The following is a 26004-nucleotide window of genomic DNA, read 5'->3' on the forward strand; positions in this document are numbered from 1 at the left end:
GAAAAGAAAATGGAGGGAGAAGCTTATGAGCAGAGTCTATAATTTTTCAGCAGGACCGGCCATGCTGCCGGAAGAAGTTCTGAAAGAGGCGGCGGAGGAAATGACAGATTACAGAGGAACCGGAATGTCTGTGATGGAAATGAGTCATCGTTCACAGGCTTTTGCCTCTATTTTAAATGAAGCGGAAACAGATATACGGGAGCTGATGCATATTCCGGAAAACTATAAAGTCCTTTTCCTGCAGGGAGGGGCATCTTTGCAGTTTGCCATGATTCCTATGAACCTGATGAAAAACAAAGTGGCAGATTATATCGTAACCGGACAGTGGGCAAAAAAGGCTTATCAGGAAGCGCAGAAATACGGCCGGGTTAATAAGATTGCCTCATCTGAGGATAAAACATTTTCCTATATACCGGACTGTTCCGATCTTTCCGTGTCGCCGGATGCCGATTATGTATACATATGTGAAAATAATACTATTTACGGGACAAAATTTCGTGAGCTTCCCGACACGAAAGGGAAACCGCTTGTGGCGGATGTATCCTCCTGCTTTTTATCTGAACCGGTGGATGTAACAAAGTACGGTTTGATTTATGGCGGTGTACAGAAAAATATCGGCCCTGCCGGAGTAGTGATCGTCATTATCAGAGAGGATCTGATCACAGAAGATGTCCTTCCGGGTACGCCGACCATGATGCAGTATAAGACACATGCAGACGCCGGTTCTCTTTACAATACTCCGCCGGCTTACGGGATCTATATCTGCGGCAAAGTGTTCAAGTGGCTGAAAAAGCAGGGTGGTCTGGAAGAAATAAAGAAGAAAAATGAGAAGAAAGCCAAGCTTCTCTACGATTATCTGGATGAGAGCTGTCTTTTTAAGGGGACAGTCGAAAAGAAGGACCGCTCTCTTATGAACGTACCGTTTGTGACAGGTAATGAAGAACTGGATGCCAAATTTGTGAAAGAGGCAAAAGAGGCAGGACTGGAAAATTTAAAAGGACACCGGAGTGTGGGCGGTATGAGAGCCAGCATTTACAATGCAATGCCATATGAGGGAGTTCAGGCACTGGTAGATTTTATGAAGAAATTTGAGAAGGAGAATCTGTAGACATGTATCATTATTATTGCTTAAACCAAATTTCTGAGGCTGGGATGGAAGGTATGACGGAACAATATGTACCAGTCAGTGACCCGGGGAAGGCAGATGCGATCCTTGTAAGGAGCGCTGCCATGCATGACATGGAGTTTAGTCCAAAGTTGAAGGCGATTGCAAGGGCGGGCGCCGGAGTAAACAATATTCCTCTGGACAAATGTGCGGAGAGGGGGATTGTTGTATTTAATACACCCGGCGCAAATGCAAATGGTGTGAAAGAGCTGGTGATTGCCGGAATGCTTCTGGCATCCAGAGACATCATTGGAGGAATCAACTGGGTGCAGGAAAATGAAGAGGATGGTAATATTGCCAAAGACGCAGAAAAAGCGAAAAAAGCCTTTGCAGGATGTGAGCTGGAAGGGAAAAAACTTGGCGTGATAGGGCTTGGCGCAATTGGAGTGCTTGTGGCAAATGCGGCAACTCATCTTGGAATGGATGTGTACGGGTTTGATCCTTATGTTTCCGTGGATTCTGCATGGAGACTTTCCAGGAATATCCACCACGCAAAAACCGTAGATGAATTATATAAAAACTGTGATTATATTACGATCCATGTGCCGGCAATGGACAGTACAAAAGGCATGATCGATAAAAATGCACTCGGACTCATGAAGAAGGGAGTAATTGTCCTGAATTTTGCCAGAGATGTCCTGGTAAATGAGGAGGATATGATCGATGCCCTGGAAAGCGGTCAGGTACGTCATTATGTGACAGACTTCCCGACTCCTGTTATTGCCGGAGTAAAAGGTGCTATCGTTATTCCACATCTTGGAGCATCCACTGAGGAATCTGAAGATAATTGTGCTAAAATGGCAGTCCGTCAGATCATGGATTATCTGGAATATGGTAATATCCGCAATTCTGTCAATTACCCGGACTGTGATATGGGAATGCCGGGCGAGAATAAAAGAATTGTTCTTCTCCATTACAATAAGCCGAATATGATCGGTCAGTTCACCAGGATTTTGGCGGATGATAATATGAATATTGCCGATATGGCTAATAAAAGTAAGGGCGGATATGCATATACGATGATCGATATTGATTCGGAAATCCCGGAACGGGTAGCGGAAGACCTAAGACAGATTGATGGGGTGCTAAGAGTAAGGATCGTAAATTAAAGAGAAAAGGCCGGAGACAAAAGCAGCAGGAGCAGGGCTGAAGATGGATCCGGTCTTTTTTTGCAGAAAATACTTTGTATGCTATACTGTTATATATAAAAAATGCGCGGTCTGATATCCGGCTATGCAGATACAGGGGGAAAAGAATATGCAGGATACCGTTTTACAGTTTTTTGATCGGCAGATGGATGCATTGCCGTTATATGAGAAGTTCGAAACATGCATTATGTCGAGGATTCCGGATGTAAAGATCAAAGTGCAGAAAACGCAGATTTCTTTCTACAACAGGCATATGTTTGCATGCGTTTCTTTTGCGAAGGTGCGGAAAAAGAAAGAATGTCCTCCGTATTATATTGTAGTTACTTTCGGGCTGGGATATAAAAAAGAATCTCCTCGTATTGATATTGCGACAGAGCCATACCCAGGCAGATGGACGCACCATGTCCTGATTTCAGAGCTTTCACAGATTGATAAAGAGCTTATGGGATGGATTGAAGAAGCAAGCCTTTTTTCAGACGGTAAAAGATAATTTTTGGAAGATATATGTCGAAATATATATTAAACAAATGTTACATGAAAGATAATTAATATTACAATCCTGATATTTTGTTGAAGCATAAGAAGGGCAATGTTATTCTAAATAAGGTATCAGATATCAAAGTAATATAATTATAAGGCAGATATCTGAAAAATGATGACAGAAGCGGAAAAAATCCGGTGAAATGAGGTACATATGATAAAGCAAAGAGAATCCTCTCATTCTGTGCGGGACAGAAAACAGAGGTTGAAACGGGAGAAGACGGTCAAACGAGTAATTGGGGCATTTATTTTGCTTATCCTGCTTATCATTGCTTTTCAGACTACGGTAGCAGCTCTAAAGAGTAGAAATATATTGATCACAGTAGAAGCGAAGTCAGTTTCAATAAAGCAGGGCGAAGAGATGCCGGCGTTTCAGACAAAAGTGTCCAGTGAGGCGAAAGAAAAAAAGATGCATAAAAAGAAACTGGACAAAAAAAGTGGATATACAGTCTGGGATCTGATGCAGGATCTGAAGCAGGGGAAAGGCTATGAGATTGCCTGCAAAGCAGACGGGACAAAGGAAGGAAAATTTCCGATCCAGTTACAGCTTTCCAAAGAGATAGAGCAGCAGCTTGCTAAGAAGTGGAAAGGGAAGGTGACCATAAAGCTGACGGACGGAGATCTCACTGTTCTGAATAAAGTAGGCGAATGGGACAAAGAGAAGTTCCGGCGCTGGGATGGTACTTATGTGGAAAATGATTTTGTTACAGTAAAGGAAAGAACTTACTATTTTGGAGAAGATGGCCGGAAAGTCAGCGGATGGAAGCAGATCGGAGCAAGTTACTATTTCTTTGATGAAAAAGGTATCATGCAGAAAGATCAGTGGAAGAAGAAAGGTGAGAGCAAAGCTTATCTTCTTTCAGATGGAAAAGCAGCACTAGGGTGGATGGAACTGGATGAGAAGACCTACTATTTCAACCAGGAAGGTGAGATGGCAACAGGAAAGCAAAGGATCGGCTCATCTGTATGTGTCTTTGATGAAGAGGGGGCGCTGGAGTCTAAAAAAAGTAAGATTGACCCTGAGCAGCCCATGATGGCTCTTACATTTGATGATGGACCGGGAGATCGGACGGCAGAGTTGATTGCTGCTTTGGAAAAATATAATGCCCACGCCACGTTTTTTATGCAGGGCATCAATATTCCCGGCCATGAAGATGTCATTTCCAAAATGGTAGAGGCAGGCTGCGAGCTGGGCAATCATTCCTATAATCACCCGGAACTGCCTAAATTAAGCGATGCAGATATGCGCGCACAGATCGGTGATACGAATAATCTGATCGAGAAAGCATGCGGGCAGACAGCGACAGTGATGCGTCCGCCTTATGGGGCGATCAATGATGCGCTGAAGAAAAATGTGGGAATGCCTATGATCCTGTGGAATATTGACACGCTGGACTGGAAAACGAAGGATGCGAATGCAGTGGTCAATAATGTGCTTCAGACTGCAGATGACGGTGACATTGTTCTCCTTCATGATATACATGGTTCCAGTGTAGATGCAGCGCTTACTTTGATCCCTAAACTAGTGGATGCAGGCTATCAGCTGGTAACTGTATCGGAAATGGCAGAGGCAAGAGGGATACATATGGAAAGCGGAGGCGTCTATACAGATTTTAATAAATAGAACATATTTTATATGATAAAAACAAGAAAGACTTCCAACGATTTACGGCAGATCATGGAAGTCTTTCCTATTTCATATCGTTATTTTATTCCAGCGGCAAGAGCAGCCCGATGCTTTTCAAGAAGAACATGGATTTTCTGTGTGGGATCCAGAACAGAGCCAATGGAAATATCATGATTCAGGGATTCAATGATAAGAGCAATAAATTTGCTCATATCGGCTGTTACAAAATATGGCTTGTCCAGAGCTGCAGGCGGCAGATACGTCAGGTTTGTAGTGATCACGCGGTCGATATAGCCTTTTTCATAGTATTCATCAAAGGCAGACAGGCCATTTGTGAAAAGACCAAAGGTAGTGCAGACAAATACTCGTCCGGCTCCGCGGTCTTTCAGCTGTTTTGCCACATCCAGCATACTTTCTCCGGAAGAGATCATATCATCCACAATGATCAGATTTTTGCCTTTTACATCAGATCCGAGAAATTCATGGGCTACGATTGGATTCTTTCCATTTACAATAGTAGAGTAATCACGGCGTTTGTAGAACATTCCCATATCTACTCCAAGGACATTGGAGAAATAGACTGCCCGGTGCATTGCTCCTTCATCGGGGCTTACGATCATCAGATGTTCTTTGTCTACCTGCAGATCCGGTTCGGCACGAAGCAGTGCCTTCATGAACTGATATGGAGGATTGAAGTTGTCAAATCCCAGAAGAGGGATCGCATTTTGCACCCGAGGATCGTGGGCGTCAAAGGTGAGGATATTGGAAACGCCCATATCTACCAGTTCTTCCAGGGCAAGTGCGCAGTCCAGGGACTCACGTTTTGTACGTTTATGCTGCCGGCTCTCATAGAGGAAAGGCATCATGACATTGATGCGGTGTGATTTTCCATTGGCAGCAGAGATAATACGCTTCAAATCCTGGTAATGATCGTCCGGGGACATGTGGTTGAGATGTCCATTTACACTGTAGGTCAGGCTGTAATTGCAGACATCGACCATAATGAAGAGATCTTTTCCGCGGACAGATTCCTTGAGAAGCCCCTTTGCCTCTCCGCTTCCGAAGCGGGGGCAATGACATTCTATAAGATAGTTGTCCGTCTGATAGTTGGAAAACAAAGGAGAATTTAAGTCTTCCTTCAGTGTTTCCCGACGAAACTGTACGATGTAATCATTTACTTTTTGCCCCATTTCTCTGCAGCTTTCCAGAGCGGCAATCTTTAAAGGGGCGACAGGCAGAGCCTGTTCCAAGAGTTCTAAATTTGGCATAAGTGCCTCCTGTGTATTATATTTTTTCTTTTCTTTATTATTTATATCATTTTTCCTATAAAAAGGTCAACTAAATCGGGAAGAATATGTTATACTTATTTCGCTGATAATTTAATAATAGGAGTTTATTCTATGAGCCATAAGCATGAAATAAAAGACGTAAAGCCGGGCAGTATTGCAGAAGAGCTTGGTGTCGAACCGGGAGATTTTCTACTGTCTATCAATAGTCAGGAAATTGAAGACGTATTTGATTACCATTTTTTTGTTAACGATGAGGAGCTGACGCTTCTGATCGAAAAAAGAAATGGCGAAGAGTGGGAACTTGAAATAGAAAAAGAATATGAAGAGGATTTGGGGATTGATTTTGGAAAAGGTCTGATGGATGAGTATCGTTCCTGTCGCAACAAGTGCATTTTCTGTTTTATTGATCAAATGCCGGAAGGCATGAGAGACACTCTCTATTTCAAGGATGACGACTCGCGCCTTTCTTTCCTGCAGGGAAATTATATTACGCTTACCAATATGAGCGATCATGACATTGACCGGATCATCCGGTACCATTTGGAACCGATTAATATTTCCTTTCATACGACAAATCCGGTTCTTCGCTGCGAAATGCTGCACAACCGTTTCGCGGGAGAGGCCCTTGAGAAGGTAAAGCGTCTGTATGAAGGTCAGATCTGTATGAACGGACAGATTGTTCTGTGTAAGGGCGTCAACGACGGAGAAGAGCTGGAGAGAAGTATCCGTGATCTGTCAGAGTATCTTCCCTATCTTCAGAGCGTGTCAGTTGTTCCGGTGGGACTTACAAAATTCCGGGACGGGCTGTATCCATTAGAGCCTTTTGGCAAAGAGGACGCCATCAAGGTACTGGAAGTGATACACCGCTGGCAGAAAAAGTTATATGAGAAGTGGGGGATCCACTTTATCCATGCAGGAGATGAATGGTATCTGCTGGCAGGGCAGGAACTTCCGGAAGAGGAAAGATACGACGGATACCTGCAGCTGGAAAATGGAGTGGGCATGTTAAGACTTCTTGAAAATGAATTTCAGGAGGCGTTTGCGGAGCTTCCGGGCGATGAGAAGCCAAGAGAAGTGTCTATTGCCACCGGAAAGCTTGCATTTCCCTTTATCAGAGCTATGGCGGATCGGATCGAAGGGAAGTATTCCGGGACAAAGATCCATGTCTATGAGATCAGAAACGACTTTTTCGGGGAGAAGATTACCGTGGCCGGCTTGATCACAGGGACGGATCTTGCAGCACAGCTTAAGGGAAAAGAGCTGGGAAATGTTCTTCTTCTTCCATGCAGTATGTTTCGGAGCGGAGAAGAGGTATTTTTGGATGACATGACTTTGGAGGATTTGAAAGAAGCTTTACAATCTGACATAGATATTGTAAAATCAAGCGGGCAGAATTTTATTGAGGCCGTTTTGAAAGAAAGATAGGAGGAAGACCATGAGTAAACCGGTGGTGGCCATTGTAGGAAGGCCAAACGTTGGAAAATCCACCCTTTTTAATGTACTTGCAGGAGAGATGATCTCCATTGTAAAAGATACGCCAGGTGTAACGCGGGATCGTATTTATGCAGAAGTGTCCTGGCTTGACAGAGAATTTACACTGATCGATACCGGTGGAATTGAACCGGAGAGTAAAGATATTATCCTTTCGCAGATGAGGGAGCAGGCGCAGATTGCCATTGATACGGCAGACGTTATTATTTTCCTGACCGATGTACGGCAGGGGCTGATCGACGCGGATGCAAAGGTTGCAGACATGCTCCGGCGTTCCGGGAAGCCAGTTGTGTTAGTGGTAAATAAAGTAGATAATTTTGATAAATTTGCAGTAGATGTCTATGAATTTTATAATCTTGGAATCGGAGATCCCATGCCTATATCCGCTTCCTCCAAGCTGGGACTTGGAGATATGCTGGATGCGGTGATCGCTCATTTTCCGGAACATTCTGCAGAGGAAGAGGAGGACGAGCGTCCGAGAGTAGCCATTGTAGGGAAGCCAAATGTAGGGAAATCCTCGATCATCAACCGCCTGCTGGGCGAGCAGAGAGTGATCGTGTCGGATATAGCGGGAACTACCAGAGACGCCATTGATACAGAGGTGGTTCACGACGGCAAAGAATATGTGTTTATTGATACTGCAGGGCTCCGGAGAAAGAACAAGATTAAAGAAGAACTGGAGCGTTACAGTATCATCCGTACGGTAACTGCTGTGGAGAGAGCGGATGTGGTTCTTGTTGTCATTGACGCTGCAGAGGGTGTGACGGAGCAGGATGCCAAAATCGCGGGAATTGCTCACGAAAGAGGAAAAGGGATCATCATTGTGGTCAACAAGTGGGATGCCATTGAAAAGAACGACAAGACGATGAGAGAATATGAAAGCCGTGTGCGTCAGATTCTTTCCTTTATGCCCTATGCGGAGATTATGTATGTATCTGCACTGACCGGGCAGAGGCTGCCGAAATTGTTTGAAAAGATTGATATGGTCATTCAGAACCAGACACTCCGCGTGGCTACAGGAGTGCTCAATGAGATCATGATGGAGGCAGTTGCTATGCAGCAGCCGCCGTCAGACAAAGGAAAACGGCTGAAGCTTTACTATATTACCCAGGTATCGGTGAAGCCGCCGACTTTCGTAATTTTTGTGAATGATAAAGAGCTGATGCATTTTTCATATACACGATATTTGGAAAATAAAATACGGGAGGCCTTTGGGTTTAAAGGAACTTCTTTAAGATTTTTCATTCGTCAGCGAAAGGAAAAGGAGCAGTAGGAAATGGAACGAATCATTTGTTTGTTGATCGGATATGTGTTTGGACTGTTCCAGACCGGATATTTGTACGGAAAAACAAAACATATTGATATCCGCACAAAAGGAAGCGGGAATGCCGGGACCACCAATGCATTAAGGACAATGGGAAAAAAGGCGGGGCTTATTACCCTGCTGGGAGACTGCCTTAAGTGCGTATTTGCGGTGCTGGTGGTACGGCTGATCTACGGCGGAAGCCACGGTGATATTCTCCCTGTGCTGTCCATGTACGCAGGGATCGGAGCAGTGCTTGGGCATAACTATCCTTTTTATATGAAGTTTAAGGGAGGAAAGGGAATTGCCGTTACTGCAGGGATCATTATTACCAGCTGGAATATCTGGATCATGCTGATCTGTCTTGCTGTATTTGTAGGTATGGTTGCAGTGACAAAATATGTATCAGTAGGTTCTCTGGCAGTGGTGATCACATATTTCCTCTGTGTTGTTGTATATGGACAGATGGGGGGATTCGGTGTGCAAGGCAGTTATCTGTATGAGATCTACATTCTTGCCGCACTGGTTGTGATTTCAGCATTTTTTAAACACAGATCCAACATACAAAGGCTCAGAGAAGGTACTGAGAATAAATTAAGCTTCGGTGGAAGGTAAATTTCCGCAGGATAATTTGCGGATATGCATAGAGAGGAGGAATAATATGGCAAAAGTAGGGATTATGGGAGCGGGAAGCTGGGGAACAGCTCTCTCACTTCTTCTTCACAAAAACGGGCATGATGTGACTGTGTGGTCCATCAATGCAGACGAGGTGGAAATGCTTTCAAAAGAGCGGGAGCACAAAAGCAAGCTTCCGGGCGTAAGGCTTCCGGAGGATATGAAGTTTACCACAAATGTAGAAGAAACTGTAGTCGGAAAAGATTTTGTGGTTCTGGCAGTTCCCTCTCCATTTACGAGAAGCACTGCAAGAACAATGGCTCCTTATGTGGCAGAGGGGCAGATGCTCGTCAATGTGGCAAAGGGAATTGAAGAGGCCACCCTTATGACACTGTCCGACCAGATTGAGGAGGAGATCCCGCAGGCGGATGTGGCAGTGCTGTCCGGTCCAAGTCATGCAGAGGAAGTGGGAAGACAGCTTCCTACAAGTGTTGTGGTTGGCGCCAAGACAAAGGCTACCGCGGAATACCTGCAGAAGATGTTTATGAATGAGGTGTTCCGCGTGTATACAAGCCCGGATATCCTGGGAATTGAGCTTGGAGGATCCCTGAAAAATGTCATTGCGCTGGCGGCAGGCATGGCTGACGGCCTTGGTTATGGAGATAATACAAAGGCAGCTCTTATTACAAGAGGAATCCATGAAATTGCAAAGCTGGGCGTGAAGATGGGCGGCACAAAAGAAAGTTTTATGGGACTGACCGGAATCGGTGATCTTATTGTAACATGCGCCAGTGTTCACAGCCGTAATCGTAAAGCCGGTTATCTGATCGGACAGGGCAAGACTATGCAGGAAGCAATGGACGAGGTGAAAATGGTGGTAGAAGGAGTGTATTCTACCAAAGCAGCTGTAGCTCTCGGCAAAAAATACGAAGTGGACATGCCCATTATTGAGCAGGTCAATGCAATCCTCTTTGAAGGGAAAAATGCAAAAGAGGCAGTATATGACCTGATGATGCGGAAAGGAAAAGCAGAGCATACTGCAAAATCCTGGGATTGATGTTGACATCACGAATGCAAAAAGTTTAACGAAGAAAGAAAAAAGTGTACAGAAACATGCATAAAAAGTAAGAAAAATCAGCGTATCACGTAGCGATACGCTGATTTTTCTATGGAATGTTAATTTGACACGTAACACTTTTAAACTTTGTTACGTCCCCTGTTAAGTTTTTAGCAATATTTTGGCCTTTTGTCGTACATACCCTTTAAACTCATTGATGACCGGCGCCTGATACACATCCTTCAGTGTGCACATATAGAAAATGCGCTCCCAGGTAGGGCGGGCAATCCGGATGATCTGTACAGGCATATAAGCCAGAATAGGCATGTGCGGCACAACTGCAATGCCGAATCCGGCGGCAACCAGTCCGGCCACGGCCTGATCTTCTTCCACTTCATATGCCATCTGCGGCATTCCGCCGCATTCAAGGAAAAGTTTATCGATGGTAGGCCTTATGCCGCTTCTTTTTGAAAACCCAACATGAGGATAAGGCAGTGTGTCTGCAAGATCAATTTCATTTCTGGTACTTAGAGGATGATGGTTCGGCACGATCAGTACCAGATCCTGCTTTGCCACCGGGATAAACTCGATGGAAGGCTCATTTCCCATTTTGGAACAAAAGGCAATATCATATTTCCGGGTCTTCAGACCTTCGATCATGTCCGGGGTAAGACCGGTGGAATTGTGAAAACGGAAATCAATATTCTGACCGGGATGCTGATCCAGATATCCGCGTACGAGCCGGGGAACGAGGTCTGTGCTTAATACCCTCAGCACCGCCACATCGATCTGACCTTCTCCGCTGCCGGTCAGCTGCAGTTTGTTGACGCTGGAGTCCAAAAGCGCCAGGGACTGCTCTACATCTTCCAGAAAAGCACGCCCGCATTTGGTAAGAACGACATTTCTGCCTTCCTTTTCAAAGAGACGGACCCCCAGTTCCTTTTCCAGAGAAGAGATGGCATGGCTTAGGCTTGGCTGTGTAATGGAGAGGAGTTCAGCAGCTTTTGTATAATGCTCCAGATGGGCCAGTGTTACAAAATAGCGTAAATGGTATAGATTCATTGGCGACCCTCCTTTGTTGATTTTTTATTTTAGCATAAACTATAAACAAATTCTATGAATTTGCATTATATTACGAATTTGTTTTTTATTTAACAATAGCATATAATTAAACCATAGCAAATATCACAAGATTGAACAGAAAAAAAGAAGGAAAATGTTCAATTTTAACAATGGAAGGAGAAGAAACTATGTCAAAGAAAAATCCAATCACAGTCAGCTCATGGACCCTGGGAGATCAGTGCAAATTTGAGGATCGTGTTATTGCAGCAAAAGAGGCAGGATATGAGGGGATCGGCCTGCGTGCAGAGACATATGTGGATGCACTGAACGAAGGACTTTATGATGAGGATATTCTGGCAATCCTTGACAAACACGGAATGAAAGTGACAGAAGTAGAATACATCGTACAGTGGGCAGAGGACAACCGTTCCTATGAGCAGAAATATAAAGAGCAGATGTGCTTCCATATGTGCGACCTGTTTGGAGTAAACCATATTAACTGTGGTCTGATGGAGAACTATTCTGTAGAGCATACCGCACAGAAACTGAAAGAACTTTGCCACAGAGCAGGAAAAAGAATTATCGGTGTAGAGCCGATGCCGTACAGCGGTATCCCGAATCTGGAAAAGGCATGGGCAGTTGTAAAAGCTTCCGGAGCCGAAAATGCCTACATTATTCTGGATACATGGCATTGGGTAAGAGCAGACCAGCCGTACGATATTCTGACAAAAGAGCAGGCTGAAAGGGTAATCTCCATCCAGATCAATGATGCATACGAAAGACCATACGCTGCTTCGATTTTAAGGGATGAATCCATGCATGACCGTCTTGCTCCGGGAACAGGTGCTAAGGACACAGCAGGATTTGTAAAAATGATCAAAGAGGCAGGAATTGATCCGAAGGTGATCGGAGTGGAAGTTATTTCCGATGAAATCCTTGGAAGAGGCCTGAAAGAAGCTGCTGCCTATACATACGATAATACTGAAAAAGTATTGAAAGAGGCATGGCCGGAAATGGTGGAAGACTAAGAAGCCCTGTAAAACTTTAAATTGAGAAAAACAAATAGAAAAAGTGAGGAAATAAAGATGAGATTTAAGACAATGTTTTCCCCGATTCAGATCGGACCTATGACAGTAAAAAACCGTTTTGTTGTCCCTCCTATGGGAAATAACTTTGCAAATCCGGATGGAACATGGAGCGATCAGTCCGTTGCTTATTATGCGGAGCGGGCAAAAGGACAGTTCGGATTGATCACAATTGAGGCAACTGTTGTCCATCACGGTGCAAAGGGAGGACCGAAAAAGCCCTGTCTTTACGATGACAGCAGCATTGAGAGTCTGAAAAAGATTACCGATGCCTGTCATGCCCAGGGAGCTAAGGTTTCCATTCAGCTGCAGAATGCAGGGCCCGAAGGAAATGCAAAGAACGCAGGAGCTCCAATTGAAGCAGCTTCCGCCATTCCTTCTGTATATGGGAAAGACACGCCGGTAGAAGTATCGACAGAAAAGGTCTATGAACTGGTAAAAGGTTATGGAGATGCAGCGGAGCGTGCCATGAAAGCAGGAGCAGACGCTGTAGAGATTCATATGGCTCACGGTTACCTGGTAAATTCTTTTATTTCCCCGCGGACAAATAAACGTGTAGATGAGTTTGGCGGAAACTTTGAGAACAGAATGCGTTTTCCGCGCCTCATTGTGGAAGAGGTCAAAAGAAGAGTGGGAGGAAAGGTTGCGATCCTTGCCCGTATTAACAGTTCCGATGAGGTGGAAGGCGGAGATGATGTACATGACAGCGCTGCTATTGCCGCTTATCTGGAAGACTGCGGCGTAGAAGGCCTCCACGTATCCCGTGCTGTACATATCAAAGATGAATATATGTGGGCGCCAACTGCCGTACATGCCGGATTTTCCGCAGATCTTGTTACGGAGATCAAACGGGCAGTTTCTATTCCGGTCATTACAGTAGGACGTTATACAGAGCCTTATTATGCAGAGCTTCTTCTTCGGGAAGGACGCGCTGACCTTGTGGCATTTGGCCGTCAGTCCCTTGCAGATCCTCATATGCCGGAAAAAGCAATGCATGACAATCTGGAAGATCTGGTTCCGTGCATCGCCTGTCTGCAGGGCTGTGTTGCAAATATGTATAAAGGCGAGCCGATCTGCTGTCTGGTGAATCCATTCCTGGGACATGAGGCGCAGGGATATCCGAAAGCAGAAAAATCCAAAAAAGTTATGGTGATCGGAGGCGGTGTCGCCGGTATGTGTGCAGCTTTTGTCGCAGCAGAAAGAGGGCATGATGTTTCTCTTTATGAAAGAACAGATAAACTGGGCGGAAATATGCGGCTTGCAGCTTATCCGCCGGGAAAAGGCGATATTACAAATATGATCCGCAGTTATATCGTAAGATGCGAAAAAGCAGGCGTGAAAATTCATATGAATACAACGGTTGACCTTGAGATGGTAAAAGCAGAAAAACCGGATGCAGTGATCGTATCTACCGGATCAAGAACACTGATCCTCCCTATCGAGGGCATTGAAAATCCTGCTATTATTCACGGTTCTGATCTTCTGGACGGTAAGAGGGCGGCCGGCAAAAAAGTCCTTGTTGTAGGCGGCGGTATGGTAGGATGTGAGACAGCAGCCTTTTTGGGAGAGCAGCAGCATGATGTGACCGTTATCGAATACCGCGATACAGTAGGTGCGGACGTGATCCATGAACACAGAGTATTTCTGATGGAAGACTTTAAGAATTACGGAATCAAAGAAATTACAGGTGCGAAAGTATGCAAATTCTTTGACGACGGTGTAGAGTATGAGTCTCCGGACGGAAGCAGACATGAAGTGAGAGGATTTGATTCTGTCGTCCTTTCCATGGGATTTAAGAATTACAATCCGTTTGCAGAACAGTTAGAAGAACTTGGTCAGGAAGTATATGTAGTCGGAGACGCAACAAGAGCAAGAAGAGCATTGGATGCTACAAAAGAAGCCTATGCGGCGGCAATGCAGATTTAAGAAAAGTCTGTATCAAATAGAACAAGTCGGGAGGAAGGAAAAATGGAAAAAAGAATTTCAGGACATACAGGTTTAATGGCGTTATTCGGGAGCCCGGTAGGACATTCGGGATCACCGGCAATGTATAATTTCAGTTTTCAGCACGATGGCCTGGACTATGCATATCTGGCGTTTGATGTAAATGTGGAACAGATGCCGAAAGTATTTGAGACAATAAGGCTTTTGAAAATGAGGGGCGGAAACTTTACGATGCCCTGCAAAAATATCGCTGCCAAGCTGGTGGACAAACTGTCCCCGGCTGCAGAGATCATCGGAGCCTGCAACACCTTTGTCAATGACGACGGCGTTATCACCGGACATATTACAGACGGCGTGGGATTTGTAAAGAATCTGGAAGTCAATGGAGTGGACGTAAAAGGCAAAAAGACAATTGTACTGGGAGCGGGCGGAGCCGCAACAGCGATCCAGGTGCAGCTTGCTTTGGACGGTGCAAAAGAAGTACATATTTTCAATGTGAAAGATGAGTTTTTTGAAAGAGCAGAAGGAACAAAAGCAAAACTGGCAGAGAAATGTCCGGAATGTGTTGTGACAGTAGAGGACCTGGAAGATCAGGAAAAACTGAAAGAAACAGTTGCAAACTGCGATATCGTAATCAATGCTACAACAATGGGTATGAAGCCTCATGACGATGTGACACTGATCGACAAGTCCTGGTACCGCAAGGATCTTGTAGTAGCTGATACGGTTTATAATCCGGAAAAAACAAAAATGATCCTTGAAGCGGAGGAGGCAGGCTGTAAGGCCATCGGCGGAAAGGGAATGCTGCTTCAGCAGGGAGCTGTCAATTATGAATTGTTCGTAGGAAAGAAGATGCCGTTGGAAGAGTATCAGAAATTCCAGGCAGAACAGGCAAAATAGGAAGAGGAGAAAGGTCATGAAAGCGAAAAAGTATATTTTATCACTGGCAATGGTGTACATGGCATACTTCACTCATGGTATTCAGGCGATCATATTGTCACAGAACCAGGTGAACTTTTATACCCAGTGGGGATACACAGACGCTGTAGAAGGCGCGGCAGCCGTGTCTTTGGCAATTACGGCAACAGGCTTTGGAAAAATGCTGACCGTGTGGCTTGGAGGAGAATTTTCCGACCGGATCGGGCGGAAGAAAATGGCAATCGCAGGTGGAATCCTCTATATCATCTGTTTTGCAGGACTTTTGTTCACTTCTAACTTCATGGTGGCATGTGTGAGCGCTTTCCTGGCAGGTGTGGCAACTTCAGGATTCTGGGATGCATCCCTCTATCCGGCAGCGCAGGAATCCGTTCAGCAAAGATATGCCGGATCTGCTCTTATCGGAATTAAATTTTTCGTATCTTTGTCCGGTATCATTTACCCGCTTCTGGCAGTTCAGTTTTCTGCAGCAGGAAACTGGCAGATCAATATCTGGATTCCGCTTGTCATGTCGATCATTGCAGTAGTGCTTGCAGTGATTGCGCCGTTTGCCTATGACGATCAGATGAAAGAAACAGTTAAGACGGCAGATGGAAAGACAGAAAATGCAGCGCAGGCGGAAATTGAAGCAGCAAAGGCAAAAATGCTTGTGAAGCCAAACGGACTTGTAAACTTTATTACCATGTTCTATGGTTTCCTGTGTATGTTTATTATGTATGGCGCACAGCAGTATACAAAGGCATTTGGTATGAGCAACTGCGGTCTGACAGAAGCACAGGCAGCAGGCATGACATCCATATATACAGCTGGTTCTGTCATTGCTGTTATATTCTGGGCGGTCATGATGGGTAAGCTTCAGTGGAATCCTCTTAAGGTTGTACTGATCGACTCTGTATTCACAGCAGTTGCACTTGGCATTGTGCTCCTTGTAAGCAATGTGGCGGTAATCTATGTGGCAATTGCCCTTCTGGGATTCTTCGCAGCAGGCGGCGCCCTTCAGACAGGGCTGGGAGTCCGCCAGGAAATGTGCCCGGGACCAAAAGGAAGGAATACAGGTATCTACTATACATGGATGGGACTTGCAAGCTGCTTCCTTCCATATATCGTGTCCGCAATGACAAAATCCATCGGGGAGGCGTCAGCCGTATATACAATGATGGGACTGCTTCTTGCGGCAGCAGTGATCGCAATTCTTATGATGGCTTATCTGGCTGTACAGTATAAGAAGATTTTCGGTAAGAGTGCCCTTAGCAAATAAAGCGTTGGACGAAAAAAGAAGGGTGTGAATACTGTAAATGTGTGCAGTATCCACATCCTTTTTTTAGAAAAAAGTATAGATAAAATATATGAATTAGAAAAGAAAAAGGAATAAAACGGCGAGGGAGGTAGCCCAAATGAAACTTTTAAAATGGCTGGATGATTATCTGGAAGAAGCCCTGCTTCTCATTATGCTGGGGATTATGGTCGTTGTTATGGGGATACAGATTACTGCAAGATATGTATTTGCATCGTCCCTTTCCTGGTCAGAGGAAATAACAAGATTTCTGTTTATATGCTCCGGATTTTTAAGTGCCAGCTACTGTATTAAGAAGAGTCTGTCAGTGAAGATCGATCAGTTAGTGAATATGCTGCCGGGAAGAGGCGTACATATTTTCCGCCTGATCAGTTACAGCATACAGCTTGTATTTTTCTCTTATCTGATCCCCTTTGCATGGAAATATGTCATGTCGGGAATAGAGAGCGGACAGTTAAGTCCCGCCTGTGAAATCCCCATGTATGTCATCCAGTCATTTACAGTAATCAGTTTTGTACTGTGTGTCATCCGCCTGATACAGAAATGGCTGTATCGGCTCCAGATTATTCTGGGGGAAAGAGAAGAAAAGGAGGAGGATTAAATGTCATCTGCAGTGGTATTGATTTTGTTTTTTGTGTGTCTGCTGATCGCGATTCCCATTTCGGTTTCACTGGGAATCGTGTCCGTACTGCCAGGGGCATTTGACCCGTCATTTACGGCAAGCGCCACTTATGTGATCCGCTCTATGTTTGGAGGACTGGACAGTTTTCCGCTTCTTGCGGTTCCTATGTTTATCCTGTCCGGTATCATCATGGCAAGAGGAGGTATTTCCAAGCGGCTTTTTGATCTTTTTGCCTACTTTATCGGCAAAAAGACAGCAGGCCTGCCTTGCGCAGTCGTTGTAACCTGCCTGTTTTACGGGGCAATTTCCGGTTCCGGGATTGCTACAGTTGCAGCAGTAGGGAGTATGACCATTCCTCTGCTGGTAAATTTAGGATATGATAAAAGATTTTGTACAGCCCTGGTTGCTGTAGCGGGAAGCCTGGGTGTCATCATTCCTCCCAGCATTCCCTTTATTATGTATGGAATGGCATCCGGTGTGTCGGTCAGTGATATTTTTATTGCCGGGATCATTCCGGGCATACTTATCGGGATTATGCTGATGGTGTATGCTGTTTATTACTGTAAAAAGAACGGGGAAGATAAAGAAAGGATCAACGGGGAAATCGATCATCTGCGGTCACAGGGACTTTGGAAAGTGTTTAAAAGCAGCTTCTTTGCAGTACTTTCTCCGGTGATCATACTGGGCTGTATTTATTCCGGGGTTGCATCTCCCACAGAGGCAGCGGTGATTTCTGTATTTTATTCTCTGATTGTCAGCCTGTTTCTGTATAAATCCCTTTCTTTCCGAGATTTGTACGCAGTGTTTGCTGAGGGAGTGAGGACATATGCGCCGATTCTTTTTATTCTTGCAGCCTCCATTGCTTTTTCCAGGGTTCTTACTTTAATGCAGGTGCCTCAGACGATCAGTGGCTGGATACTGGAGAATTTTTCTAATAAAATACTGATCCTTATTGTCGTAAATCTTTTCCTCCTTCTGGTGGGAATGATCATGGATACTACACCGGCTATTCTGATCCTGACGCCGATCCTTCTGCCTATCATGACAGGAGTGGGAGTGGATCCGATCCACTTTGGAGTAATGATGGTGGTAAATCTTGCCATTGGATTTGTAACGCCGCCTATTGGGGTGAATCTGTTTGTGGCAAGCTCGCTGACAGATATACCGGTGGTTCAGATTGCAAAACGGGCGCTTCCCATGATCGGATATTTCCTGATCGCCCTTTTGCTGATCACATTTATTCCGCAGTTAAGTCTTGCGTTGTTATAGGAGGAGAAGAAAGATGAAGAAAATATGGAGCGGAGCAATTGTGGGAGTTCTCCTGGCGGCAAGCGCCGGGACAGCGGCATTCGGCATGGCTTCCACAGACAAGCAGGCTGCAGACGGAAAAGAACAGCGCTATGCGTGGCCTCTTGCCACCTGCAGTACGGAAGATACCATTACTCATGTGTTTGCTGAATCATTTGCTGAAGAAGTGGAACGTTTAAGTGACGGACAGATGGAAATCCAGGTATATCCGCAAAGTACCCTTGGAGGAGACCGGGAACTGATGGAGAGCTGTAAGGACGGCGATATTCCTTTTGTAGTGCAGTCTCCGGCGCCACAGGTCAGCTTTATGCCGGAACTGTGCGTCTTCGACACTCCCTGTGCGTTTGAGGATATAGAGGAGGCGAGGGATACCATTGATGATCCCCGTTTTCAGGAAATTGTTCAGGAAATTTATGAGAATGCAGGATATCAGCTCCTCGGTATGGCGGATCAATGCTTCCGGGTGATGACCAGCAGTGAACCATTTGAAGGGATGGAAAGTTTTAAAGGGCAGAAGATCCGTACCATGGAAAATACTTATCATCTCCAGTTCTGGAAAGCAATGGGAGCCAATCCGACTCCGATGACTTTCAGTGAAGTGTATATCGGGCTTCAGCAGGGGACGATCGACGCACAGGAGAATGCCTATGAGCTGATTGTAAGCGCAAAACTTTATGAGCAGCAGAAATATCTGATCCAGACGAATGTAGTCCCGGATTATATTACTTTGATCTCCAGCGACGAATTTTTCCAGACATTAGAGGAGGAACAGCAGGAGATCATCCGCCAGGCGGCCCAAAATGCCCAGGAAGAGGCCAGAGAATCTGCCGATACAAGACAGGGAGAAAGGCAGAAGCAGCTGGAGGAAGAAGGAATGGAAATCATATCTGTCGATGAGACGACATGGCAGGAAATGAGACAGGCCTGCCAGCCGGTATATGAAAACATCCGGAAACAGGCGGGAGAGGAACTATTCGATCTCTATATGGGAACGGATGAATAGAACGGCCGGACAAAAGTACCGATAAAAAGGATCCGCTTGACGGATCCTTTTTCCTGCGGTAATTTATAGAAAACAGAGTTAGTATTCACAGCCGTTTCAGACCTGTGAAGCAGTCACCCCACCTATATAAGCAGTCTTAGCCCCGTAAGGGGCGGAACTGAAGCGCGTAAGCGCGACGAGTGCGCATACAGGCGGGGTGGCTGTGAATAGTAACAAAACAGGCACAAACAGGAAAGAAGAATGGAGGAATAGAATGCGCATACTCATTGCGGAAGACGAAAAAAATCTGAACCAGATGTTGAAAAGGAGACTTCAGGAAGAGTATTACAGTGTGGATTCCTGTTTTGACGGGCAGGAGGCTTTGGACTACTTGAGCGGAGCAGAATATGATGCGGTTGTACTGGATATAATGATGCCGGTGCTGGACGGTCTTTCTGTTCTGAAAAAAATCCGTGCAAAAGATAAGACACTTCCGGTTCTTCTGCTGACGGCAAAGGACAGTATTGAGGACAGAGTAGCCGGACTGGATGCCGGTGCCAATGATTATCTTGTGAAACCCTTTGCTGTGGAAGAGCTGCTGGCAAGGATCCGGGTTATGCTCAGGAAGCCTTCGGTGCAGGCAGAAGGAAACTGCCTGATGGTCGGAGATCTGGTTTTGTGTACGGATACCCATAAAGTGACAAGAGGAGGAAGAGAGATTACGCTTTCGGCCAGGGAATATACCCTTTTAAGATATATGATGCAGAATCAGGGAATTGTACTGTCAAGGGACAAGCTGGAACAGCATATCTGGAATTATGATTTTACAGGCGGTTCCAATGTCATTGATGTCTATATCCGCTATCTGCGGCGTAAGATTGATGAGGGCAGTGAGAAAAAACTGATCCATACAGTACGCGGAGCAGGATATGTGTTGAGGGATGATGTATGAAAAGGTGGTCGGCAAAAACAAAACTTACTCTGCTCTATGCAGCTTTTATGATCCTTTTGACCTGTGCGGCTCTGGCAATCCTGTTTTCTTTGAGTAACCAGGAAATCCTTTCTTCCGTTCAGTCAAAACTTAGGGAGCAGGTAGAGGAAAGTCTGGAGGATATCGAAGGAAGTGAGGGGAATCTTAAAATAGATTCGGATTTTTATACGCTGGAAGAAGGAGTTTATCTGTCTGTCTATGACGGACAGGACGGAGAATTTCTCTATGGAATGATTCCGGCAGGATTTGACGCACAGGCAGATTTTATGCCGGATGGGCTGCAGACGATCAAAGGAAGAAATGAAAGCTGGTATGTGTTTGACCTTTCTTTCCGGGCGGACGGATATGGAGAAGTTTACGTCAGGGGAATTACTTCCGTTACACGGGCGGAAAATTCGATGCGGGTCACTCTGCGCTTTGCCCTGATCCTGCTTCCTCTGCTGGCAGCCATTACGATCATTATCTGCTATCGCTTTATCCGCCGGGCGTTTCTTCCGGTAAAAAAGATGACAGAGACAGTGCAGAAGATCCAAAGGGAACGAAGTCTTTCCATGCGGGTAGGTCTTCCGGAAGGAAAAGATGAGATCTATTATCTTGCAGCAACTTTTGACAATATGCTGGAAGATTTGGAGGAATCCTTTCACAGAGAAAGACAGTTTACCTCTGATGTATCCCATGAACTTCGCACTCCGGTGACTGTAATACTGATGCAGTGTGAGGAAATCCTGCAGGATCCGGCTCTTTCTGAAGAGCAAAGGAGACAGACAGAGGTGATAAAGAAAAAGGCGGAAGAAATATCATCCATGATCTCACAGCTTTTGCTCCTTTCCAGGGCGGATCAGGGCAGACAGGTGATACAAAAGGAACTTCTGGACATCAGTGAGTTGACAGAGATGATAGTAGAAGAACAAACCATCCTGGCCAGGGAAAAAGAAATTATGATTACGGAAACAATAGAGGAAGGGATATACGCAGCCGTGGATGAGAGCCTGTATATACGACTTCTCGTGAATTTAATTTCCAATTCCATTTCCTATGGTAAAAGAGGCGGTCATACGGAAGTTTCCCTGCAGCAAAAGGAAGGAGCAGCTGTTCTTCAGGTAAAGGATGATGGAATCGGGATTTCAAAAGAGGATCTTCCCCACATATGGGACCGATTTTTCCGTGCAGACAGTGCAAGAAGCGACGGCAGTCATTCCGGCCTGGGTCTTTCCATGGTAAAATGGATCGCGAAAGAACATGGAGGAGATATAGAGGCAGAAAGTGTTTTGGGAGAAGGAAGCCGGTTTATCTGCAGGATTCCACTGCCTTCAAAAGAAAATTAAAAAAACTTTTCTTTTTTAATCTTACTTTAATTTTTTGTGGGTATAGTAAATACAACAAAGAAAAAGAAGGGAGATTACAGAAATGAAACGAAATAGAGTAAAAATACTTGGAGCAGCAGTGATGATGACGGCAGTTTTAGTGACAGGATGCGGAGTTTCGGGAGCCGGCACTGTACAGAACAATACATCGGGAAGCAGTACCGATATTGGGCAGGAGGAAGCAAAAAAGATCGCATTAGAGGATGCAGGTGTACAGGAGTCTGATACAACAAGAATGAAAATAAGTCAGGATCAGGATGATGGAAGCCTGCAGTATGACGTACAGTTCACTGTGGCGGAAAAAGAATATGATTATGAAATTAATGGAACAAACGGAACAATCCTAAGTGCAGATGTAGAGACAACCGGAGGAAATGCGGTACAGAGCCAGGCAGGAAGCAATGGAGACACAGCGCAGAACCAGACAAACAGTGGAAATACCGCAAATACCGCAAATGCATCCGGAACTTCCGGAGCCAATGTTGCAGTGAGTGAAGCAGATGCAAAGGCAGCGGCCCTTGAGAGAGTCAGCGGAGCTACCGAGGCAGATATCCGCATGGAGCTGGAACTGGATGACGGATATTACGTATATGAAGGAGATATCATCTACCAGCAAAAGGAATATGAATTTGAGATTGATGCACAGACCGGAAAGTTCCTGAAATGGTCTGAAGAAAGATATTAGGAAATAATGTTAAGAAAAACCCACCGGCAGAATCGGCTGAATGAAAAGCCGTTTCTGCCGGTGGGTTTTTTGACTTAACAGCCCAGGGCGCTGTGTACTGTCTTAAGCACATCGTAGAGTTCACCCGCTGCAATCTGTCCGGGGGCAGAAGCCATGGAGCCGGATCCGAAAGTGAGGCAGGATCCGAAAGCTTCGCAGGAGAGACGGCTGATGCTTCCTGTTCCGGCCATGGACATGGTAATGATCGGCCGATTGGCATAATCAGACGCCATTTCTTCTGTGGCTGCAAGAAGAGTGATCACATCCCGTTTGTTTTGAGGCATGACGGCAAGTTTTGGGATATCAGCTCCCATATCCTGCATCCGGCGCAGACGGTAAATCATGTCGTCCTTGGCCGGAGTCTTTTCAAAATCATGGTTGGAGGCCACAACTTTTGCGCCGTTTTCATGGATGAAACGGATGAGATCGGCAACGATCTCATCACCCGTGAAAAACTCTACATCAATGAGATCTGCAAGTCCTGATCTGGCGGCGGACTTGTTTAAAGATACGTAGGAGTCAGTGTCCATTGGATGGACACCGCCTTCTTTTTGGGTGCGGAAAGTGAAAAGAAGAGGCGTATCCTGAAGAATTTCATGAATTTTAGACAGCACATCCAGTACCCGTTCTGTATGTTCCACTTCCTCAAACCAGTCTGCCCGCCATTCCATAAGATCCATGGGCATGGACTTATACTGTCTGGTAAGGGAGAGAATCTCTTCTTCCGTTTTTCCTACATTAGGGATGCAGATGGCGGGAATCCCAGCCCCAAGTTCCAGATTTCTGATTTTTACTGTATGCATCATTTTACCTCCCTGAACATCAGTCTTCATAGACATAGGAAATGCCAAGTTTTTCTTTCATGTATTCACTGTCCACGCGCTGTCCCAGCATCAGCTCAATAGCGGCAATTGCCTGAAAGAGCATCATACCCTGGCCGTTCATGGTCTTACATCCCGCTTTTCTTGCCATTTTCAGCATGGCAGTCTCATGGGGGGAGTAAATGACGTCTGTCACGATCAGCTCCTTCGGGAAAAAGGAAGCGTCGGGAATGTAGGTCTGTCCCTCAAGCGGTTTCATACCGACTCCGGTGGCGTTGGTGAACAGATAGCTGGAAGCCATCTCTTTTTTCAGGCAGTCCAGGTCTTCCAGAGGATAAAATGTGGCTTTACAGTTTGTGTTTTTGTTGATTTTATCCACTGTTTCCAGTGCATTATCCCGGAAACTGTCATCTCTTGCAAAAATAGACATTTCCCTGACTCCGTCCAAAGCAGACTGAATCTGTACGGCAGTTGCCGCGCCGCCGGACCCGACAATGGTTACTTTCTTTCCGGCAGGATCAATGCTGTTGTCTTTCAGAGACTGGACATATCCGATCCCGTCTGTATTGTGACCGATGAGGTATCCGTCTCTATTTACGATAGTGTTGACGGCGCCACAGAGCATGGCAGCCGGAGAAACCTCGTCCAGATACTTGTGTACGATGGTTTTGTTTGGCATGGAGATGTTGGAACCTCTCATCTTCAGAGCACGAAGCCCTTTGATGGCGTCTTCCAGATCATCGGCATTTACTTCAAATGCCAGATTTACAATATCTACGCCTAATTTTTCATAGGCAGCGTTATGAGTGGCCGGAGACTGGGAATGTCGGATGGGGTATGCCATAAGACCGATCAACTCAGTATGCCCGGTAATCTGATGTCTTTCCATGATTATTCGCTCCTCTTTCTTTGTATTTATCTGTTTACATTTTAACAAAACAGGCATTTGCAATCCAATACAAAATAAACACAGAAACAATAGATACAGGCTATTAAAAGATGAAAAACCAGAGAAAGCAGCTTCTAAACAGGGAAAGGAGTGCATATATTCTAACAGCATATGTGGAAGGGGCCAGAGAACATGGACAATTATCAGTTATACAAGGATATACAGGTAAGGACAAACGGAGAAATATACATAGGAGTAGTAGGACCGGTGAGGACTGGAAAATCAACATTTATTAAAAGATTCATGGATGTTCTTGTTCTGCCTCATATGACGGAGGAACATGCAAAGGCAAGAACAAGGGATGAATTGCCGCAGTCAGCCTCAGGAAGGACCATTATGACTACAGAACCCAAGTTTGTACCAAAAGAGGCAGCCCAGATCAGCCTGACAGAAGATGTGTCAGTGAAAATACGGCTGATCGACTGTGTGGGATATATGACGGAAGGGGCAGTGGGGCATGAGGAAGGAAAGGAAGAGAGAAAAGTAAAAACCCCCTGGTTTGATTATGAAATTCCTTTTACAAAGGCTGCAGGCATCGGGACTCAGAAAGTGATCCATGATCACTCTACTATAGGGATCGTAGTAACAACAGACGGAAGTATCGGAGAGATTGAAAGAAAGAACTATCTGGAGCCGGAAGAGCGCACGATCCGGGAACTGCAGAGTATTGGAAAGCCTTTCGTTGTGCTGGTGAACAGCAAAAGACCGATGAGCGAAGAAGCGAAAGAAACGGCAGAATATATCAGGCAGCAGTACAAAGTGCAGGCGATTCCGGTGAATTGTGAACAGCTGAAAGAAGAAGATATCCATAAGATCATGAAGGCAGTGCTCTTTGAGTTTCCCATTGCCGAAGTTCAGTTTTTTATTCCCAAATGGGTGGAGATGCTTCCAAGAGAACATGATATCAAACAGGAGCTTCTTGTACATATACGGGAAGTAATGGAACAGCTGGGCGAGATCCGCGATGCGGCGGCAGGGATAGAAAAGCCGGACAGTCCATACATAGAAGAGATGAGAGTAGATAAAATCGAGATGGATACCGGATGCGTAAAAATACAGATCAAAGTAGGAGAGGAATATTATTATCAGGTTTTAAGCGATCTGACCGGAGCACAGATCAAAGGGGAATATGAGCTGATATCGGAACTCCATCGTCTGTCAGAGATGAAGAAAGAATACGAAGGAGTACAGGGGGCATTTGCCAGTGTGCGGATGAAAGGATACGGAGTTGTAAAACCGGTAAGGGAGGAAATTACTCTTGACGAGCCGGTAGTAATACGTCAGGGGAATAAGTATGGCGTGAAGATCCATTCCCACGCTCCGTCTATTCATCTGATCAGAGCAAATATTGAGACGGAGATTGCCCCGATCGTGGGAAGTGAACAACAGGCAGAGGATTTGATCCGCTATATAAAGAACGCTAAGGATTCTGACGGAGGAATCTGGGGGACTAACATTTTTGGAAAATCTATTGAAGAACTGGTGATGGATGGCATGCAGAGCAAGATTTCCATGATCAATGATGAAAGCCAGGCAAAACTGCAGGATACCATGCAAAAAATTGTCAATGACAGCAACGGAGGAATGGTCTGCATTATTATATAGGCTGTTACTATTCGCAGTTCTGTTTCAGACTTGGCAGCAAGTGCTTTTGTGCAAGTACAACGCGCATGCTGCCAAGTCTGAA

23 protein-coding genes are annotated in these 26004 nt (G+C 45.3%); 19 read left to right on the forward strand and 4 right to left on the reverse strand.

From position 1 onward, the window contains the following. Positions 1-25: 25 nt before the first annotated feature. From serC to EUBC25_RS12945, 4 genes are all read left to right on the forward strand, one after another. Positions 26-1108 carry a 3-phosphoserine/phosphohydroxythreonine transaminase gene (gene serC / locus EUBC25_RS12930; protein WP_230105894.1) on the forward strand — a complete coding sequence of 361 codons (1083 nt, stop codon included), beginning with the start codon at positions 26-28 and terminating at the stop codon, positions 1106-1108. A 2-nt stretch (positions 1109-1110) separates the two neighbouring features. Further along, positions 1111-2274, forward strand: a complete 1164-nt coding sequence (locus EUBC25_RS12935; protein WP_230105895.1) for a phosphoglycerate dehydrogenase — start codon at positions 1111-1113, stop codon at positions 2272-2274. A 148-nt stretch (positions 2275-2422) separates the two neighbouring features. Further along, positions 2423-2803 carry a DUF5655 domain-containing protein gene (locus EUBC25_RS12940; RefSeq protein ID WP_230105896.1) on the forward strand — a complete coding sequence of 127 codons (381 nt, stop codon included), beginning with the start codon at positions 2423-2425 and terminating at the stop codon, positions 2801-2803. Positions 2804-3007: 204 nt separating this feature from the next. Further along, positions 3008-4477, forward strand: coding sequence for a polysaccharide deacetylase family protein (locus EUBC25_RS12945; protein ID WP_230105897.1), 1470 nt, complete (start codon positions 3008-3010; stop codon positions 4475-4477). Positions 4478-4557: 80 nt separating this feature from the next. Here the strand turns inward: EUBC25_RS12945 and EUBC25_RS12950 are convergent, their stop codons facing one another. After that, positions 4558-5748 (reverse strand): ribose-phosphate pyrophosphokinase, encoded by a 1191-nt coding sequence (locus tag EUBC25_RS12950; protein WP_230105898.1) that lies wholly within the window; start codon positions 5746-5748, stop codon positions 4558-4560. A gap of 132 nt (positions 5749-5880) precedes the next feature. On the opposite strand from EUBC25_RS12950, the gene EUBC25_RS12955 reads away from it, so the two are divergent. Genes EUBC25_RS12955 through EUBC25_RS12970 form a run of 4 tightly spaced genes read left to right on the forward strand, consistent with a single transcriptional unit; the run spans position 5881 to position 10235 of the window. Next, positions 5881-7194, forward strand: coding sequence for a DUF512 domain-containing protein (locus EUBC25_RS12955; RefSeq protein WP_230105899.1), 1314 nt, complete (start codon positions 5881-5883; stop codon positions 7192-7194). A 10-nt stretch (positions 7195-7204) separates the two neighbouring features. Beyond that, positions 7205-8533, forward strand: a complete 1329-nt coding sequence (der, locus tag EUBC25_RS12960; protein WP_230105900.1) for a ribosome biogenesis GTPase Der — start codon at positions 7205-7207, stop codon at positions 8531-8533. Positions 8534-8536: 3 nt separating this feature from the next. Further along, positions 8537-9178, forward strand: a complete 642-nt coding sequence (plsY, locus tag EUBC25_RS12965; RefSeq protein WP_230105901.1) for a glycerol-3-phosphate 1-O-acyltransferase PlsY — start codon at positions 8537-8539, stop codon at positions 9176-9178. A gap of 46 nt (positions 9179-9224) precedes the next feature. After that, positions 9225-10235: an NAD(P)H-dependent glycerol-3-phosphate dehydrogenase gene (locus EUBC25_RS12970; protein WP_230105902.1), complete on the forward strand. Its 1011-nt coding sequence runs from the start codon at positions 9225-9227 to the stop codon at positions 10233-10235. Between the two features lie 162 nt (positions 10236-10397). On the opposite strand, the gene EUBC25_RS12975 is transcribed toward EUBC25_RS12970, so the two are convergent. Then, a complete protein-coding gene (locus EUBC25_RS12975) occupies positions 10398-11297 on the reverse strand; it encodes a LysR family transcriptional regulator (protein ID WP_230105903.1) in 900 nt (299 codons plus the stop codon). Between the two features lie 188 nt (positions 11298-11485). Here EUBC25_RS12975 and EUBC25_RS12980 point away from each other — a divergent pair, with 188 nt between their 5' ends. The 10 genes from EUBC25_RS12980 (at position 11486) to EUBC25_RS13025 (ending at position 22508) form a co-directional block, all read left to right on the forward strand. Continuing rightward, a complete protein-coding gene (locus EUBC25_RS12980) occupies positions 11486-12325 on the forward strand; it encodes a sugar phosphate isomerase/epimerase family protein (protein WP_230105904.1) in 840 nt (279 codons plus the stop codon). A 57-nt stretch (positions 12326-12382) separates the two neighbouring features. Next, on the forward strand, positions 12383-14308 hold the full coding sequence (locus EUBC25_RS12985) for an oxidoreductase (protein WP_230105905.1): 1926 nt from the start codon (positions 12383-12385) through the stop codon (positions 14306-14308). A gap of 42 nt (positions 14309-14350) precedes the next feature. Then, entirely contained in the window at positions 14351-15226 is an 876-nt protein-coding gene (aroE, locus tag EUBC25_RS12990) for a shikimate dehydrogenase (protein WP_230105906.1), read from the forward strand. A gap of 16 nt (positions 15227-15242) precedes the next feature. After that, a complete protein-coding gene (locus tag EUBC25_RS12995; protein WP_230105907.1) occupies positions 15243-16520 on the forward strand; it encodes an MFS transporter in 1278 nt (425 codons plus the stop codon). 136 nt (positions 16521-16656) lie between these two features. Then, on the forward strand, positions 16657-17157 hold the full coding sequence (locus EUBC25_RS13000; RefSeq protein ID WP_230105908.1) for a TRAP transporter small permease: 501 nt from the start codon (positions 16657-16659) through the stop codon (positions 17155-17157). Continuing rightward, entirely contained in the window at positions 17158-18447 is a 1290-nt protein-coding gene (locus tag EUBC25_RS13005) for a TRAP transporter large permease (protein WP_230105909.1), read from the forward strand. It abuts the gene before it with no gap. 13 nt (positions 18448-18460) lie between these two features. Further along, positions 18461-19489 (forward strand): TRAP transporter substrate-binding protein, encoded by a 1029-nt coding sequence (locus EUBC25_RS13010; protein WP_230105910.1) that lies wholly within the window; start codon positions 18461-18463, stop codon positions 19487-19489. Between the two features lie 253 nt (positions 19490-19742). Further along, entirely contained in the window at positions 19743-20420 is a 678-nt protein-coding gene (locus EUBC25_RS13015; protein WP_230105911.1) for a response regulator transcription factor, read from the forward strand. After that, complete coding sequence (locus tag EUBC25_RS13020; RefSeq protein WP_230105912.1) at positions 20417-21784, forward strand: sensor histidine kinase; 1368 nt, start codon at positions 20417-20419, stop codon at positions 21782-21784. Before EUBC25_RS13015 ends, EUBC25_RS13020 begins: the two co-directional genes overlap by 4 nt. Before the next feature lie 82 nt (positions 21785-21866). Then, positions 21867-22508, forward strand: a complete 642-nt coding sequence (locus tag EUBC25_RS13025; RefSeq protein ID WP_230105913.1) for a PepSY domain-containing protein — start codon at positions 21867-21869, stop codon at positions 22506-22508. Between the two features lie 74 nt (positions 22509-22582). On the opposite strand, the gene aroD is transcribed toward EUBC25_RS13025, so the two are convergent. Together aroD and EUBC25_RS13035 are read right to left on the reverse strand one after the other, a co-directional pair. Next, on the reverse strand, positions 22583-23350 hold the full coding sequence (gene aroD / locus EUBC25_RS13030; protein ID WP_230107609.1) for a type I 3-dehydroquinate dehydratase: 768 nt from the start codon (positions 23348-23350) through the stop codon (positions 22583-22585). 19 nt (positions 23351-23369) lie between these two features. After that, on the reverse strand, positions 23370-24257 hold the full coding sequence (locus EUBC25_RS13035) for a quinate/shikimate dehydrogenase (RefSeq protein ID WP_230105914.1): 888 nt from the start codon (positions 24255-24257) through the stop codon (positions 23370-23372). A 192-nt stretch (positions 24258-24449) separates the two neighbouring features. Between EUBC25_RS13035 and spoIVA the strand changes: the two genes are divergently transcribed. Beyond that, complete coding sequence (gene spoIVA, locus EUBC25_RS13040; RefSeq protein WP_230105915.1) at positions 24450-25922, forward strand: stage IV sporulation protein A; 1473 nt, start codon at positions 24450-24452, stop codon at positions 25920-25922. Positions 25923-26004 lie beyond the last annotated feature (82 nt).

Origin of the sequence: Claveliimonas bilis (assembly GCF_020892095.1) — a bacterium.
Classification (GTDB): Bacteria; Bacillota; Clostridia; order Lachnospirales; family Lachnospiraceae; genus Claveliimonas; species Claveliimonas bilis.